Raw genomic sequence first — 15143 nt, forward strand, 5'->3', positions numbered from 1 at the left:
CGGGGTGACTACGCTACCCGGACGAAGGAGGCCCCGCCGAGCCAGCTGATGGAGTGGACCTCGGTCTTGTAGCCGTCCACGCCGCCGCTGACAACCTGGCCGTCGCCGGCGTACACGCCGACGTGGCCGGCGGTGATGACGAGGTCACCCGGGGCAGGGGTGCCGACAGTCGAGCCGTACTGGTAGAACTGGCCGGGGGCCAGGTCGCCAACGGACTTGCCGACGCTGCGCAGTGCCTGCTCCACCATGGCGGTGCAGTCCTGGGTAGCGCCGAGCTGGCCGTAGGCGGAAGCCAGGATGGCTGCGCCGGTGCCCGTGCCGGTTGCGGCAGGAGCCGGAGCAGGGGCAGGAGCCGGCGCCGCCGTGGTGGAGGCGTAGGAAAGGCCCATGCCGGTGTTTGCCGGTGCGGTGGCGGCAGCAGTCTGGACGGGAGCCGGAGCGGCAGCCGGGGCCTCAGCAACGTAGCCGGCGCCCGGAATGCTGATCTGATCGCCCGGGTAGATGACCGTGGAGATCGAGAGGCCGTTGGCGGACAGGACATCGTTCAGGCTGACGCCGTAGGAGGCCGAGATGGCTCCGAGGGTGTCACCGGAGACCACGGTGTGAACGTTTGCAGCAGGTGCAGCGGGGGCAGCAACGGCGGCAGCGGGAGCCGCAGTGGCCTGGACGTTAGTGGTTTCGGTGGTGTCCGGGCCGGTTACGCCTGCGTGCGCCGGAGCTCCGACGCCAAACGCAATGCCGGATGCAGCTGCAACGGCGAGGGCCGGGCGGCTCAGCGTCCGGGCCTGCGACTTGGCCGAGACAGCCAAGCCCTGGAGCACGATTGAGCGGGCCGGAGTCGCGCGGTGACGGGCGGTGGTGAAATTTTTTGACACAGTTGATCGCCTCTCCCATGCCTGCGGGGTGAGCTGTCGGGTTCGGGTTGGAGATACCCGGCCGGCAGCGGCTCTGTGCGGGACAGAGGCGCTATCGACTTAACCCCAAGGCCTGTTACGGCCGTGGAAACTTGGTTCCCCCGTCCCTGCCAGCTGGAAAGCGATTGGTTCCCGGTTCAGTGGCAGGGCTCGGCATACTGACGGGAATGTCCCGTCTGAGAGGGACACCAGAAGACCATAACCTGCTTCGCACCCAAAAGTCACATTTGGATAACATGCGAGGTGCTTCTCTCGGTTTTAGCAAACGATTGGATTCACGGGCACCCCGCGTGCTGACCTTGCGTGATAAGGATTTACTGTTCCGCGCTGCAGGCTTTCGTAACAAAGTCATAAAGTTGCCCACGCAACACGTCTCCGGCGGCAATCTTCAGCTGGCCTTCCCGCCCGTTCACAATGACCTGAAGGGGCAGGAGGGTACCGACCTTGTCCTCGGCAACAGCGTGTGGATCGCACCGTGCAGGCCTTATGTGCAGCCGCCACTCTGATGGCGGGTCTCCCTGGGAAACGGTGATGTTGCGGGTCCAGGGGTGCTCCGGCGGCTCGGCCAGCAGGGTGGTTCCGTTGACGTGGCCAATGGTCAAGGACTGCGCCGGGCCGGCCGGGCTCTTCGGAGACACAGTCAGGCGGACGACGGCGGTACGGCCTTCGCTGCCGCTCTCAAGAGCGGTGCCGAGTGCGAGGTCGGCCACGGCGGCCACCGCCGCGGCAAAACATAGTTCGGTGTTGTTCCTCACAAGGACTCTGAACGGGTCGGCTGCGACGACCGCTATTTCCTGTCGTGTGGGCTGCCCGGGGCGGGTCACCAGAGCCGAAGCGGTGGCCTGCCGGCCAGGGGGATCCGGTGGAACTGCATCCCCGGTACATTCAGCGGCCGGAAGCTGGACGGGAACGCTCTTGGGCTGGCCGGGAGGCAGCACCAGTGCCGTGCCGGCCGGGTCCCAGCGAATTTCATCGGCGAACATCGGTGACAACAGCTGTGCTGCCTCCACCGTGAGGTCGCTGCCGGACACGTTCGTGAACTGCAGCTGGATGGCCTGCTTGCCGTACTGGTCGCGGGACTGGTTGACTTCCACCGTCACCGGCGGCTGTTCCGTTGCGCGCGGCGGCTCCGGGATGGAACAGGAGCCCAGGCCGGCTGCTCCTGCGAGTGCCAGTAGGGCGGCGCGCTGCCGCCGGCCCCTGGACCGCGGGGGCCCCAGGCAGCTTCCTGGTGCTCCTTGAAGGCGCATAAAAACAGTCTAGGCGCTGCCCTAGTAGGCTTTTACCATGCCTGATTTCGAGAGGTTCCGGATACTCCTTGAGGAGGAACGGGAGCGGAAGGTGGCACTGCTCCCGGCACTGCGCGCTGACATCGCTTCGGCCAATTTTGCACGCCAGGACTCGAATGTGGACGACGAGCACGATCCCGAGGGCTCCACCATCGCGTTTGAGCTTTCCCAGGCGTCGGCCCTGCTCAAGCAAAGCACTGCCGGCCTGGACCACGTGGAGGCAGCCCTGGCGCGGATCGCGGACGGTACGTACGGCACCTGCGCCGTCTGCGGGGAAGACATCGCGGAAGGCAGGCTTGAGGCCAGGCCCTGGACGGCGTTCTGCATCCTGCATGCGGCCTTGGGCCGGGGCTGATGAGCAGCTCCCCGGAATTCATTGCCGGCGCCGCCGGGTTTGTTGACCGCACGCTGCAGAATGAGGGGGCCTGGTACCGCGCGGAGGACGTCGAGTCCCGCCTGGGCGGTAGCCTCGCCTCCTATGGTTCCTCAGTGGGCGCCGTCCGCGGCACGGTCCGGGATGCACTTCGGAAGTTCAAGGAGTTGGACCGTGACGGCGTCGTCCTGCTCGCATCAGCATTGTGGGGCCGGCCGAAACCGGGCGCCAAGCCGGTCTTTGAGCGGCGGCTCGCCGCCGTCGTGCTGCTGCAATCAAGGGTGAAACTCCTGGGCCACTCCGACCTGACGCGGCTTGAGGGGTTCTTGCGCTCGGCCGGAAGCATTGAACTGGCAACACCCCTGCTGGGTGATGTTGTGGCGCCCCTTGTCTCGGGGCTGACGGGCCGCGACCGCCTTAAGGCAGACGTGGTTCTTGCCAGGTGGAGCCAGGATCCGGACGGGCAGCTGCGCGCGGCAGCAGCCTTCCTTGAGCAGCATTCGCGCACTGAAGTCCCGTACAAAAGCGTTGAAGCCCCGCACGAAGGAGAAAAACATGAACGATCCCTATGACCTGGAACGCTTCGTGATCGCCCAAGACAGCGGCGGCACCGGGAAGGGCGGCACCTACGCGCAGGCGCTGGCCGAGCTGCAGCTCGGTAACAAGACAGGGCACTGGATGTGGTTCATCTTTCCGCAGCTGGCCGGCCTCGGCCAAAGCCCTACCTCCCGGAAATACGCCATCACTTCACTTGATGAAGCGCGGGCGTACCTGGACCATGAGGTCCTGGGCCCGCGGCTGCTTGAATGCTGCCAGGCGCTGACCAACCACGCCGGCCGTGCCGCCCAGGAAATCCTGGGCGGCGTCGACGCCCGCAAACTGCATTCGTCCATGACGCTGTTTCTTCGCGCGGCGCCGGGCGAAACCGTGTTCAAGGCCGTCCTGGCCCAGTTCTTTGACGGCCAGCCCGACGAGGCCACGGACGCCCTGCTCGCGCAGCAGGATGGGGACTGACTTTTACGGCGTGGGGCTGCCGCCGTTGACGTTCAGCGTCTCGCCCACCACATAGCTGGATTCCGGCGAAGCGAGGAAGACGTACGCGGGAGCAAGCTCCGCAGGCTGGCCCGCCCGGCCCAGGGGAGTGGACTGCCCGAACTCCGGTAGTTCCTCCTTGGGCTGGCCGCTGCTGACCTGGAGCGGAGTCCAGATGGGTCCCGGGGCCACCGCGTTGACGCGGATGCCCTTGGGTGCCAGCTGCTGGGCCAGGCCCTTGGTGAAGTTGTTGATGCTGGCTTTGGTGGTGGCATAGTCCAGCAGAGTGGGGGACGGGTTGTAGGCCTGGATGGACGTGGTGTTGATGATGGTGGAGCCGGCAGGCATGTGGGGCAGTGCCGCCTTGGTGAGCCAAAACATCGCATACACATTAGTCTTCAGCGTGTGGTCGAACTGCTCGTCCGTGATGTTGGTGAGGTCTTCCTGTGCCACCTGTTTTCCGGCGTTGTTGACCAGGATGTCGATCCCGCCCAGCACGGCAACGGCGGTGTCCACCACGTCCCGGCACACTGAGGCGTCCTTAAGGTCGCCCGGGACCTTCACGGCTTTGCGGCCGGCGGCCTCGATAATGCCCGCGATGCGGGCCGCATCCTCCTCCTCTTCCGGCAGGTAGGACAGCACGACGTCGGCGCCTTCCCGGGCGAACGCGATGGCCGTTGCTGCGCCGATCCCGGAGTCCGCGCCCGTCACAATCGCCTTCCGCCCGTCCAGCCGGCCCGTACCGCGGTAGGTCTCCTCGCCCAGGTCTGCCTTGGGGGTTAGTTCGGCGTCCAGGCCGGGCTCGGGCTGGTGCTGCTCCGGCGGCGAAATCTGCTCATAGGCGGTGACTGGATTTCGGAAGGTGTACTGGTCTGTCATGGCTGTCCTCCTGGTGTTCGGTTGGAACAGGTCGCTTATGGGGTAAACACGAAAAGCTAAGCATGCTTACCGTTCCCAGCCTAGGCAATCAGAAGGCCGCTGCCAACCCTGGTTCAGTCCCGGCTGACCTCCACCAGCCGAACCTCTGCCAACCTGCCCGCATCCACCACCGCCGTCATGTAGGTACAGGCCGGCTGGCGGCGGCGGTCAGTGGGGGATCCCGGGTTCAGCAGCCGCAGGCCCCGCGGCGATTCCGTGTCCCACGGAATATGGCTGTGGCCAAACACCAGGACGTCCGCCTCCGGGTACAGCGCCTCACACCGCGCCTCGCGCCCCTTGGCCTGGCCCGTTTCATGCACAATCGCAAAACGGACGCCTTCCAGCGTGACAGTGGCCGTTTCCGGAAGCCGCCTGCGAAGCTCAGGCCCGTCATTGTTGCCGTAGACGCCCACCAGCGAGCGGCTCCGCTGCTCGAACTCATTCAGGACAGACTCCGCCACCCAGTCACCGGCGTGAAAGACCACGTCGGCACTCTCGACGGCGGCCCACACCTGGGAGGGCAGGCTGCGGGCGCGCTTGGGGACATGTGTATCGGCGACCAGTACGAGGTTCAGCGGCATGCAGGAAATCCTGCCATGTCCGGCCTGCTCCGAGGCCATTTCAGTGGCCGTTTCCCCTGGCCCCGGCGCTGCCCCCTATTCCCTTCCCCCTTTTTTCGTTGCCCCTTTTTCAGTGCAGGCGGCCAGTCGTAATCTGGGCTAGGAGGTGATTGCCATGGAGGCAGCGCAGGGCGACCGCATCATCGTGCATGGCAGGACTGTGGGGGCCACGGACAGGCATGGAGTGATCCTCGAGGTGCGGGGCCAGGGCGGCACGCCGCCATACCTGGTCCGCTTCGACGACGGCCACGAGACCATTATGTATCCCGGCGGTGATTTCGCCGTCGAGCGCGGGCAGCAGAACCGGGCCTGAAAACCGGGGCGGGCAGCGGGTGCGCCGTACCCGCTGCACCTGTCAGACTGGAGCGATGGATTACAACCCGTCGTTCACGGCGTCTTCCGCTCCACCTGTCCGCACCGGTCCCCGCGATCCCGGGGACGCCTGGGTTGAGGGGAACCGGGGCCGCTTCTGGGGGCGCTTCGGCGCGGCCGGGGTGCTGGCCTACGATCCCGGTAAGGGCGTCTTGCTGCAGCACCGTGCCGTCTGGAGCCACAACGGGGGAACCTGGGGCCTGCCCGGCGGCGCTTTGCATGAGGGCGAGGAGCCGGTCACAGGCGCGCTCCGGGAAGCCCATGAGGAAGCCGCCGTCCCTGCGGACAATGTCGATGTCCTCTTCACGGCGCTGCTGGACGTGGGTTACTGGTCCTACACCACGGTGGTGGTCCTCGTGCGGGAGCCGTTCGACCCCGTGATCAGCGATCCGGAAAGCCTGGAGCTGCGGTGGGTGCCGATGCCCGAAGTGGCCGGCCTTGAACTGCACCCCGGCTTTGCCGCCTCCTGGCCGGAGCTCCGAGGCCGGCTGGAGCTGGAATCCTAGTAGTCGGGGCCGTATTCGGCGGTCACCAGGATGGGCAGGTGATCTGAGTTTCCGCGCGGCAGGGTTTCCACGCTTTCGATGTCCAGGCCCAGTGAGGTTGCAAAGTCGAAGTGGCCCTTGAACACCTTGTACCGCGTGTAGGTGCGGCGGTTGCTGAGGGACAGCGCATAGCCGGAGTTCTTCATGTGCATATGCAGGTTCTTCGTGAAGAACGGGTAGTTGAAGTCGCCGACCATCAAAGTCATCAGCCCCCTGCCCATGCTCAGTAGCTCGGCGTGGGCAGCATGGATCTGCTTGCGCCGCAGTGAATTGGAGGCCGTGAGCGGGGCCGCGTGGAACGAGCCGATCACCAGCTCATGCTGCGTCTCGTTGTCCATGACCCGGGTCCCGATCAGCCGCTCATGGGCGGGGGCAAGGACCCGGTCATGCATCGACTTCTTCAGCGCGAAGGACTGGGTATCCAGTGCCGTGAAACGGCTGGTGCGGTAATAGATGGCCAACCCCAGCCGGTTGCCCTTCGTTACATCTGCCAGATGCAGCGGGCCCAGGCTTTCGGGGAGGTCGGCGGCATCCACCTCCTGCAGGCAGAGCGCATCAATGTCATGATTCTTCGCCAGGGCGAGGAGTTCACCGCTCGCTGCGTGTTTGCGGAGGTTGTAGCTGATGACGCGCATGGAACACCTCTTCCGAGGGTTGCTGACAGGACCAGTTCCTGAGTCTAGTCGGATGAATCCCCGCAGGCTCCAACATTTCGCCGCGTCCCTTGAGTCCCCGTGTTGCCCTCCGCAGGCCGGGACGGGCGAGGGGCGCCGGGGGGATACAGTTAAGGCCGATTCACTGGAACTCCGGAAGGACCGCCCGTTGACCGCAGACCTGCCTGAACTGGCGGAAGGAAGCTTCTACTACCTGGACCTCAGCGGGGGACGCTTCCGGTCCACGATCCACGCGCAGGGTGCCTGGAATGCCCACGAGCAGCACATGGCACCGGCCTCCGGCCTGATGGCTGACAGCCTGGAACGGCACCAGCCCCGTTCCGATATGCGCATGGCGCGGATCAGTTACGAGATCCTGGGCCTCATTCCGGGCGGGGAGTTCCGGATTGAAGCCACCATCCTCAGGCCCGGCAAGACCATCGAACTACTCCAGGCGGAACTGGTTGCCGGCGGCCGGACCGCTATCCGGGCCACCGCCTGGCGGATGGTTACCAGCGACACGGCTCCGGTGGCTGCCATTGAAGACAGCCCCATCCCGGGGCCGGAGGACTGCAAGCCATATGATGGTGCCGCCGTTTGGCCAGGCGGTTTTATCCGCTCACTGGAAATGCGGGTGGCCGAAGGGCACCGGCCGGGAGCCGGAAAAGTCTGGCTTCGGACCGGGCACCCCCTGACGGACAAGGCCGACAGCGGCGACCTTGCCCGGCTGACGGGACTGGTGGATACCGCCAACGGCATCGCTGCCAGGGTGCCTCCCGGCAGGGACAGCTACGCCTTTCCCAACCTTGACCTGCAGATCCACATGTACCGCCGCCCGGAGGGGGAGTGGTTGGGCCTGGACAACGCCGTCACCTTCGGGCGGGACGGGATCGGCCTGACGTCCACCGTCCTGCACGATCTCCAGGGGCCGTTCGGCCGTGCCGAGCAGATCCTGACGCTGCGCAGGACCTGATGGTCCGGCAGTCGTTCTGCCGGGGGTACCCTAGGCTTGGTCTGTCCGCGGCCGCTCACGCAGGCCGCCGAAAGGGTGGGCCGCTGTGCCGGGAGCTGCTGCGACAGCGATGCGGCGACAACGAGGATCTGCACGATGACCATAGGGAGCTTGGCAACATGAACGACGGCGGTCCCGGAGTCCGCACGCTGACAGTCGTGCGGCAGGACAGGTCGCTGGGGGCCGGGCGCGACCTCGAATTCGGCCTGGAGCTGCTGTCCAGGGCCAGGAACGGGGAGACTGGTCCCCTGCTGCGGCTTTACAGGCCCGCACCCACTGTCGCCTTCGGCCAGCGGGACACCCGGCTGCCGGGATTCGAGGCCGCGGCGCAGGCCTGCCGCGCCAACGGCTTCGAACCCCTGGTGCGCAGGGCCGGCGGGCGTGCCGCCGCCTACCATCAGGGAACCCTGGTGGTGGACCACATTGAGCCGGACGCGGATGCCATCGCCGGTTCCAAAACACGGTTCGGCTACTTCGCGGACTTGTTCGCGCAGGCGCTGCGCCGCGTCCGGATACAGGCGGCAGTGGGCGAGATCCCCGGTGAATACTGCCCTGGCGAGTTCAGCGTGCACGGCACGGACCCGGTCGACAGTAAGCGCCGGATCAAGCTGGTGGGCACCGCCCAGCGGGTGGTGGCAGGCGGCTGGCTCTTCAGCTCTGTCATCGTGGTGGAAAACTCCGCGCCCATCCGCAAAGTATTGACGGACAGCTATGCTGCCCTGGGACTGGACTGGGACCCTGCCACCGCAGGGGCCGTGGACGATCTTGTGCCCGGGGTGGACGTTGCTGCGGTGGAGGAAGCACTCCTGGCCACCTATGCCGGCCACGCCATCCTCCAGGCCGCCCCCTTCAGCAGCCTGGCGGCCTGACCCAGCCTCGAGGGCCCCCGCGCATGGAGCAAACAGAACGGGACCAGCATCAATCGATGCTGGTCCCGTTCCAAGTGTTCAAGCCGCTGACGCCGGGCCCCACGGAAGGGGCCCGGTTAGTCAGGGGCAGGAGCCCTGCGGCGAGGACTACGCTGCGAGCCTGGTCTTGACCTCGGCAGCGGAAGGGTTGGTGGCAGCGGTCCCGTCCGGGAAGAGGACGGTGGGAACGGTACGGTTGCCGCCGTTCAGCTGCTCCACGAGTTCGGCGGTGCCTTCCACTTCCTCGATGTTGATCTCGGTGTAGCCAATGCCCTGGGCATCAAGCTGCTTCTTCAGGCGGTTGCAGTAGCCGCACCAGGTGGTCGAAAACATGGTGATGCTGCCGGATTCGGGAGTGAAATCCACGAAAGCTCTCCTCTGTGTCGATAACGGTTTTCGTTCCCGTCAACGGTAACGCGGGTCCGCCTATTCCCGGGCACCGCCGGCAGCAGGCGCTTCACATGACATCACTCCCGGCCGATGGCATGCTGGAGCCATGTGTGGACGCTATGTGATGGCACGTGCCGTTGGGGACCTCCTGGCCGAGTTCGACGCCGAGCTTGAGGAGGAGGTGCGCATTCCGCCATCGTGGAATGTAGCGCCAACGGATGATGTCCCGATCGTCCTGGAGCGCCTGGTGGAGGACGGCCAGGCGCCCAAGCAGGTCCGCCAGCTCCACGTGGCCCGGTGGGGCCTGGTCCCGTCATGGGCCAAGGACCCGGGGATCGGCTCCCGGATGATCAACGCCCGCAGTGAATCGGTGCTTGAAAAGCCGGCCTTCCGAAAAGCCATCCAGTCACGCCGCTGCGCCGTACCAGCCGACGGCTACTACGAATGGAAGCAGGGCCCGGGAAAGTCGAAGCAGCCATACTACGTGCATCCGGGTGAGGGCAAGGGCCTGGTTTTCGCCGGACTCTACGAGTGGTGGAAAGACCCGTCGTGGCCCGCCGGGGAGCCCGGCGGCTGGGTGCTCTCCACGTCCATCCTCACCACGGACACCCCGCCTCCCGGCAGCGAATCAACAGTCTTTGGAAAACTGACTGCCCTCCATGACCGGGTACCGCTGCCCATGGACAAGGCAACGATGCAGGCGTGGCTCGACCCCCAGGCCGACGACGCAGCCAGCCTGGTGGACCTTGTGCGGGCCGGGGTCAAAGACGTTGCGGCCGACTGGCACGTGGACTCGGTGGGCAAGGAAGTGGGAAACGTGCGGAACAATGGACCGCAGCTGATCCAGCCTGTGGAAGCGCTCTTCTAGCAACCCGGGCTCCAGCAGCCCGGCGAAAGGGGTGGCGAGCGCGCTAAACGGTGACTGCGCCGTCGTCGTCCACTGCCCAGGTGGGGTTGTAGGCCACTTCCCAGCGGAAGCCGTCCGGGTCCGCGAAGTAGCCGCTGTAACCACCCCAGGGCTGGGTGATGGGTTCGGAGACGATCCCTGCCCCCGCGGCGGCAGCTTCTTCCATGACACGGTCCACGTCCTCCCTGCTGGGAAGGTTGTGGCTGAGCGTAATGCAGGGAACGGCTCCCGGAGGGCTGACCCCGGCGTCTGCCTGCATCTGGCGCACGTCCCACAGGGAGAGCACCAGTCCGTGGTTTACCTGGATGAACACCACGTCGCCGGGAAGCTCGCGGTGGACAGGCCAGCCAAGGCCTTCAACATAGAACGCGCGGGATGCGGCAACGCTGCGGACACCTAACGAGATGAAGTCGACTCTGGGCTGCATGGTTCGATACTGTCAGACGATGGCGACAATTCAAGGGAACGACCGGGATGCTTTGGCCGACAAAGAACAGCTCGCTGCCGTCCGGATTGCTGTGGATGAGGTGGATGACCAGATTGTCACCCTCATTGCCCGCCGCGAGCGGCTGATAAGGATAGCCGGAACCCTGAAGGGCGACGACGCGGAGGTCCGGGCTCCGGGCCGCGTGGAGCGGATCATCGAACACGTCCGCTCAGCCGCCGAAAAGAAGGACATCGATCCGGACATCGTGGAGTCCACGTACCGGGCAATGATCTCCGGCTTTATCGAACTCGAACTGCGGGTCCACAAAGAGACCAAATGACCCGCCGTCCAGGGGGCCCTACAGGGCTTCCTCTACCGGGACCCCCGACTGGTATTCCCGCCCGTCTGCCTCGCTGAAGGCAGACATGACATGGACTTGGCCAAGGCCCTCAATGGCCGTAAGCGGAAAGTGGCCGGTGATCCTGTTCTCCGAGTGGGATACTCCGGAAAGATCATAGTTCTCTTCCGTGCCCTGTTCACGGTTGAACGAGTAGAAGGCGATAGCCTCCCCGTTCATAAACTCAATGCACAGGCGCCGCTGCGTTGAATAGTCAGGCGTGGCGCCGACCAGGCCCACCACATAGGCGCCCGATCCCGGAATGGTGCCGTCAATATCGAACGTTGCCACCAGGGTAGAGTCCTGGGCCTTGATTTGTGCCTGCCTAAGGAGTGCGTCTTGGGTATCCATGGCACAATCCTGCTCCCTGCCTCACTGTCCGTCCACCCCTTTGATCCTTGTCTGGGCTTTACCCGTACAGGCGCGCTAGACTGGAAGCATTCGAACAAGTATTCGAATACTTTGAGGACCAAATCAGGGAGGCGCCATGGGGATGTTCACTGAATCCGTGGATGTCGTCTGCAATCCTGAGGGGCAGCCCCAAAGCCTGGTGTGGGCAGGAATGTCCTATTCAGTCTGCGCTGAACCTGTTAGATGGTATGAACGCCGGCAATGGTGGGCGGAAGAAAGCCGGGCGCCGCTGGGCAGCGGTCCCGGACTTGTTGACCACGAAATCTGGCGCGTCCAGGTTGTCCTGTCCCAGGCCGGGCTGGATGGTGGCGCGGCTGATGAACCCTTGACCCTTGACCTCACCCGGCAAATCCGCAGCGGCCGCTGGCGGCTCCTTCGGATCCATGACGCGCTACGGCCAAAAACAGCATGAGCTTCACCCATCTTCACGTTTCCACTGCCTTCAGCGCCCACTATGGAGTCTCCTGGCCAGAAGAACTGGCCAGGGCAGCAGCCGCCCACGGTTCAACTGCGCTCGCCTGCACTGACAGGGACGGCCTGTATGGAACCATCAAGCACCTGAAGGCCTGCAGGGAGGCGGGTATCGACCCCATTGTGGGGGTTGACCTTGCAGTGTTTGACGACGACGGCGACCACCGCACCCAGTTGGCGGGCAGGGTGGTGGTGCTGGCCCGGGGCAACAACAACGGGGCAGGATACCGTGCCCTCTGCCGCCTGGTCTCCGATGCCCATGCGCGCACCACAGGCAAGTCCGGGGGAGCGGTTCCGGTGGCCGTCACCCGGGCCGAACTTGCGTCACGAACCCTTGACCCGCAAACCCTCAAGCCCGTTTTGACTGTCCTGATCGGGCCGGATTCCGACGTCGGCAGGGCCATGGGAGGTCGCCGCTACCTTCGTCCCCGGACCCTTTTCAAGCGATGGCTGGACTCCATGCCGGCAGGAACGCTGGTAGCCGAGACAGTCTCCCAGCTCAGCGCACCAGGGAAGCCATTAAGCACAGCCCACGCTGTCCGCATGCTGAAGCTGGCCGAAGAGCACCATATTCCGGCCATCCTGACCAACGCCGTCAGGTATTGCGCTGCAGACGGGGCACCCACCGCCGATGTGCTCGATTCAGCCCGCACCCTGAAATCCCTTCCTGAACTTGCCGGTGAACCCCTGCTCCAGCCCACCGGCCAGGGTTGGCTTAAATCCCCCGATGAGATGCTCCGGCTTGGAAAGGAAATCATTGCTGCGGCAGGTTATGGCGCGGCTGACCTCAAACAGCTGATGGCACAGACCGAGGCGCTCGCGGACCTTTGCCGAATCGATCCGGTCTCCGATATGGGGTGGAGGCAGCCGGTGGTGCCTGAAGCTTCCGTCATCGGGATCAGCCAGGATCCGCACCTGGAACTGGTCCAGCGCTGCCAGGCAGGAGTTATTAGGAGGTTCCCGGGGATCAGGGGGGCTGAGGCCACGGCCATGCTTGCCCGGCTGGACCACGAACTCGGCATCATCAGGAAGCTGGGCTTTTCCTCCTACTTCCTGACAGTCGCAGAAGTATCACGCATGATCCAGGACATGGGAGTGCGTGCAGCCGCCCGGGGTTCCGGTGCCTCAAGCCTGGTCAACTATTTGATGGATGTCAGCCATGTGAACCCGCTGCAGCATGACCTGATCTTCGAACGCTTCCTTTCCCAGGACCGTGCAACCCTTCCGGACATCGACATTGACGTCGAAAGCGCTGAGCGGCACAACGTCTACCACCGCATTTTTGAACGTTTCGGTGCCGAACGGGTCACGTTGATGAGCATGCAGAACGGCTACCGTGCCAGGGGAGCCGTCAGGGATGCCGGAATGGCGCTGGGCATGGACGACGGCGAGGTGGGGGAGATTGCCAAGCAGTTGTGGCGGTTTTCGGCGCGGAAATTCCGCGAGGCGCTCCAGGAGAAACCCGAGCTCCGGGAATTTGCCGGCCGGGTGGAACAGCGGGACGTGCACGGGAACCAGCAGCTCGACCTGCTGGTTGACCTGACGGAACGCCTGGACAGGCTGCCCCGCCACATTTCGATGCATCCCTGCGGTGTGATCCTGGGCGATGCAACCCTCCTGGACCGTACACCTGTGCAGCCGAGCGGACTGGGCCTTCCCATGAGCCAGTTCGACAAGCACGATATGGACCCCATGGGCATGCTTAAGCTCGACGTCCTGGGTGTCAGGATGCAAAGCGCCATGGCCTTTGCCGTCCGGGAAATCATCCGCATCCATCCCTCAAAGAAGGAAGTGGTGGCTGCCGGCAGGCATTCGCCCGGCCCTGACAGTGCCGGGCCGGACTACATTGCTGACAACGGACACATCGATCTCAATGCCGTCCCACTGGATGACGAAGCCACCTTCGAACTCATCAGGAGCACCCATACGCTGGGATGCTTCCAGATCGAATCCCCTGGCCAGCGTGAACTGATCGGCAAGATGGCCCCCAGGGAGTTCAACGACCTCATCATCGATATTTCGCTGTTCCGGCCAGGGCCCATGAAGTCGGACATGGTCCGGCCCTTTCTGGAACACCGGCACGGTTTTTCCCCCGAGGTGTACCCGCATCCCCTGCTGAAGCCGGTGCTGAAGGAAACCCACGGGGTGACTGTTTTCCATGAACAGATCCTGAGGACCCTCGACGTCATGACCGGGTGTGGGCTGGCAAAGGCTGATGAGTTCCGCAGGGCTTTGAGCAATGAGGTGGGGGAGTCCCAGGTTGAGGAGTTTTTCAGGCGGGAGGCTAAAGCGAAGGGTTTCCCGCCTGACGTTGTTGACAAGGTCTGGGACACTTTGAAGTCCTTTGCCAGCTTCGGATTCTGCAAAGCGCATGGTGCCGCCTTTGCCGTCCCCACCTACCAGTCCGCCTGGCTGAAGGCGCACCACCCTGAGGCTTTCCTTGCCGGGCTGTGGGAGCACGATCCGGGCATGTACCCCAAACGGCTGCTGGTCGCGGAAGCCCGGCGCCTTGGCATTCCGATCCTGCCGTTGGACATCAACCGCAGCAAGGCGGAATACCGGGTGGAGCGGATCGAGGAAGGCCAGGACACAGGAAAGCTGGGTATAAGGCTGAGTCTGAGCGGCATATACGGATTGTCGGCAACCGAGCTGAAGCGGATTGTTGCGGGCCAGCCCTACGACTCTCTGGCGGACCTCCGGGCACGATCAAGAATCAGCAAGCCCAGTATCAGGCGGCTTGCCCAGCTGGGGGCTTTTGACTCCCTGCACCGGGAAACAGGAGGAACTGCCAACCGGGCCGACCTCGTCCATCACCTGCAGAAGCTCCAGGTTTCCGGCAGTGGGCGGAAGGGAGTGGAGGTCCTTGAGGGTCAGCTGTCCCTGCCGCTGGGTGATGTTGAGCTGCGCAACGTCAAACCCGGGTTGCCGGCGCCTTCGTTGGTGGACAATGTCCGTGCCGAGCTTGACCTGATGGCAGTTGACGTCAGCAGCCACCTGATGGATAGCCACCGGCCCATGCTCAACAGGCTGGGAGTTACCACCGCGGACAAACTCCTGGGCCTGCGCAACGGGACCGAAGTTTTGGTGGCCGGGGTGCGCGTGGCAACCCAAACGCCACCCATGCGCGGCGGCAAAAGGGTGGTTTTCATCAGCATCGACGACGGCACCGGCTGCATCGATTCGGTTTTCTTCCACGAGGCGCAGGAAAAGGCCGGGATGCTCCTGTTTGGCACCCGGCTGCTGCTGATTAGAGGCACTACCCGGCGGACAGGCCCGCGGGGAATCAGCCTGAGCGCGAGCATGGCCTGGGACCTGAGCCAAACAGATACCCTGCCTCTCCAGGATTCCCGGCAGCAGGAACCCACGGGCAGCCATCCACTTGACGGAATCATTAGGAGCCTTGCCATTACCGGGTTCAGCGGCTGATCCCCCCGTGCGCGCGTTGGTCGGGCCTGAACGGAACCGATAGCATTGACGATGGCTGGCTGTGGTCCCCGTACGCCA

19 protein-coding genes and 1 riboswitch are annotated in these 15143 nt (G+C 64.5%); of the genes, 11 read left to right on the forward strand and 8 right to left on the reverse strand.

Translation table 11 applies throughout. The annotated features are described in order from the left end of the window. Positions 1-8 precede the first annotated feature (8 nt). Both FDW84_RS03785 and FDW84_RS03790 read right to left on the reverse strand, forming a co-directional pair. Complete coding sequence (locus FDW84_RS03785) at positions 9-875, reverse strand: LysM peptidoglycan-binding domain-containing protein (RefSeq protein ID WP_138606720.1); 867 nt, start codon at positions 873-875, stop codon at positions 9-11. A gap of 3 nt (positions 876-878) precedes the next feature. Further along, a riboswitch (cyclic di-AMP (ydaO/yuaA leader) is annotated at positions 879-1080 on the reverse strand. Between the two features lie 148 nt (positions 1081-1228). Next, positions 1229-2164 carry a hypothetical protein gene (locus tag FDW84_RS03790; RefSeq protein WP_240721369.1) on the reverse strand — a complete coding sequence of 312 codons (936 nt, stop codon included), beginning with the start codon at positions 2162-2164 and terminating at the stop codon, positions 1229-1231. A gap of 37 nt (positions 2165-2201) precedes the next feature. Here FDW84_RS03790 and FDW84_RS03795 point away from each other — a divergent pair, with 37 nt between their 5' ends. From FDW84_RS03795 to FDW84_RS03805, 3 genes are read left to right on the forward strand one after another with little or no spacing between them, the layout of a single operon-like run. Next, entirely contained in the window at positions 2202-2558 is a 357-nt protein-coding gene (locus FDW84_RS03795; RefSeq protein ID WP_138606722.1) for a TraR/DksA family transcriptional regulator, read from the forward strand. Further along, complete coding sequence (locus tag FDW84_RS03800; protein ID WP_138606724.1) at positions 2558-3148, forward strand: DNA alkylation repair protein; 591 nt, start codon at positions 2558-2560, stop codon at positions 3146-3148. Before FDW84_RS03795 ends, FDW84_RS03800 begins: the two co-directional genes overlap by 1 nt. Further along, the gene (locus tag FDW84_RS03805; protein WP_138606726.1) at positions 3132-3590 is read left to right on the forward strand and encodes a DUF1810 domain-containing protein; all 459 of its coding nucleotides are present in this window, start codon (positions 3132-3134) and stop codon (positions 3588-3590) included. Before FDW84_RS03800 ends, FDW84_RS03805 begins: the two co-directional genes overlap by 17 nt. Before the next feature lie 3 nt (positions 3591-3593). Here the strand turns inward: FDW84_RS03805 and FDW84_RS03810 are convergent, their stop codons facing one another. Beyond that, a complete protein-coding gene (locus tag FDW84_RS03810) occupies positions 3594-4487 on the reverse strand; it encodes a glucose 1-dehydrogenase (RefSeq protein WP_138606728.1) in 894 nt (297 codons plus the stop codon). 113 nt (positions 4488-4600) lie between these two features. Then, entirely contained in the window at positions 4601-5107 is a 507-nt protein-coding gene (locus tag FDW84_RS03815; RefSeq protein ID WP_138606730.1) for a metallophosphoesterase family protein, read from the reverse strand. Positions 5108-5261: 154 nt separating this feature from the next. Here FDW84_RS03815 and FDW84_RS03820 point away from each other — a divergent pair, with 154 nt between their 5' ends. Together FDW84_RS03820 and FDW84_RS03825 are read left to right on the forward strand one after the other, a co-directional pair. Continuing rightward, complete coding sequence (locus FDW84_RS03820; RefSeq protein ID WP_138606732.1) at positions 5262-5459, forward strand: DUF1918 domain-containing protein; 198 nt, start codon at positions 5262-5264, stop codon at positions 5457-5459. Positions 5460-5514: 55 nt separating this feature from the next. Further along, positions 5515-6024 carry an NUDIX domain-containing protein gene (locus FDW84_RS03825; protein WP_138606734.1) on the forward strand — a complete coding sequence of 170 codons (510 nt, stop codon included), beginning with the start codon at positions 5515-5517 and terminating at the stop codon, positions 6022-6024. Here the strand turns inward: FDW84_RS03825 and FDW84_RS03830 are convergent. Then, on the reverse strand, positions 6021-6698 hold the full coding sequence (locus tag FDW84_RS03830) for an endonuclease/exonuclease/phosphatase family protein (protein ID WP_138606736.1): 678 nt from the start codon (positions 6696-6698) through the stop codon (positions 6021-6023). The two genes, FDW84_RS03825 and FDW84_RS03830, sit on opposite strands and share 4 nt — an antisense overlap. A 187-nt stretch (positions 6699-6885) precedes the next feature. On the opposite strand from FDW84_RS03830, the gene FDW84_RS03835 reads away from it, so the two are divergent. Together FDW84_RS03835 and FDW84_RS03840 are read left to right on the forward strand one after the other, a co-directional pair. After that, positions 6886-7689: a thioesterase family protein gene (locus tag FDW84_RS03835; protein WP_138606738.1), complete on the forward strand. Its 804-nt coding sequence runs from the start codon at positions 6886-6888 to the stop codon at positions 7687-7689. Between the two features lie 158 nt (positions 7690-7847). Then, entirely contained in the window at positions 7848-8597 is a 750-nt protein-coding gene (locus tag FDW84_RS03840; RefSeq protein WP_138606740.1) for a lipoate--protein ligase family protein, read from the forward strand. Between the two features lie 147 nt (positions 8598-8744). Here the strand turns inward: FDW84_RS03840 and FDW84_RS03845 are convergent, their stop codons facing one another. Beyond that, a complete protein-coding gene (locus FDW84_RS03845; RefSeq protein WP_013601136.1) occupies positions 8745-9002 on the reverse strand; it encodes a mycoredoxin in 258 nt (85 codons plus the stop codon). A gap of 148 nt (positions 9003-9150) precedes the next feature. Between FDW84_RS03845 and FDW84_RS03850 the strand changes: the two genes are divergently transcribed. Continuing rightward, the gene (locus tag FDW84_RS03850) at positions 9151-9894 is read left to right on the forward strand and encodes an SOS response-associated peptidase (RefSeq protein WP_240721370.1); all 744 of its coding nucleotides are present in this window, start codon (positions 9151-9153) and stop codon (positions 9892-9894) included. 43 nt (positions 9895-9937) lie between these two features. On the opposite strand, the gene FDW84_RS03855 is transcribed toward FDW84_RS03850, so the two are convergent. After that, complete coding sequence (locus FDW84_RS03855) at positions 9938-10360, reverse strand: VOC family protein (RefSeq protein WP_138606745.1); 423 nt, start codon at positions 10358-10360, stop codon at positions 9938-9940. Positions 10361-10379: 19 nt separating this feature from the next. On the opposite strand from FDW84_RS03855, the gene FDW84_RS03860 reads away from it, so the two are divergent. Next, complete coding sequence (locus tag FDW84_RS03860; protein ID WP_138606747.1) at positions 10380-10700, forward strand: chorismate mutase; 321 nt, start codon at positions 10380-10382, stop codon at positions 10698-10700. A gap of 18 nt (positions 10701-10718) precedes the next feature. On the opposite strand, the gene FDW84_RS03865 is transcribed toward FDW84_RS03860, so the two are convergent. Then, on the reverse strand, positions 10719-11108 hold the full coding sequence (locus FDW84_RS03865; protein WP_138606749.1) for a hypothetical protein: 390 nt from the start codon (positions 11106-11108) through the stop codon (positions 10719-10721). A 136-nt stretch (positions 11109-11244) separates the two neighbouring features. On the opposite strand from FDW84_RS03865, the gene FDW84_RS03870 reads away from it, so the two are divergent. Together FDW84_RS03870 and FDW84_RS03875 are read left to right on the forward strand one after the other, a co-directional pair. Next, positions 11245-11580 carry a DUF6504 family protein gene (locus FDW84_RS03870; RefSeq protein ID WP_138606751.1) on the forward strand — a complete coding sequence of 112 codons (336 nt, stop codon included), beginning with the start codon at positions 11245-11247 and terminating at the stop codon, positions 11578-11580. Beyond that, positions 11577-15065, forward strand: coding sequence for a DNA polymerase III subunit alpha (locus FDW84_RS03875; protein ID WP_138606753.1), 3489 nt, complete (start codon positions 11577-11579; stop codon positions 15063-15065). The genes FDW84_RS03870 and FDW84_RS03875 overlap by 4 nt, the downstream gene beginning before the upstream one ends. The last annotated feature ends 78 nt before the right edge of the window (positions 15066-15143 follow it).

Source organism: Pseudarthrobacter sp. NamE5, from assembly GCF_005796225.1.
Taxonomy (GTDB): domain Bacteria; phylum Actinomycetota; class Actinomycetes; order Actinomycetales; family Micrococcaceae; genus Arthrobacter.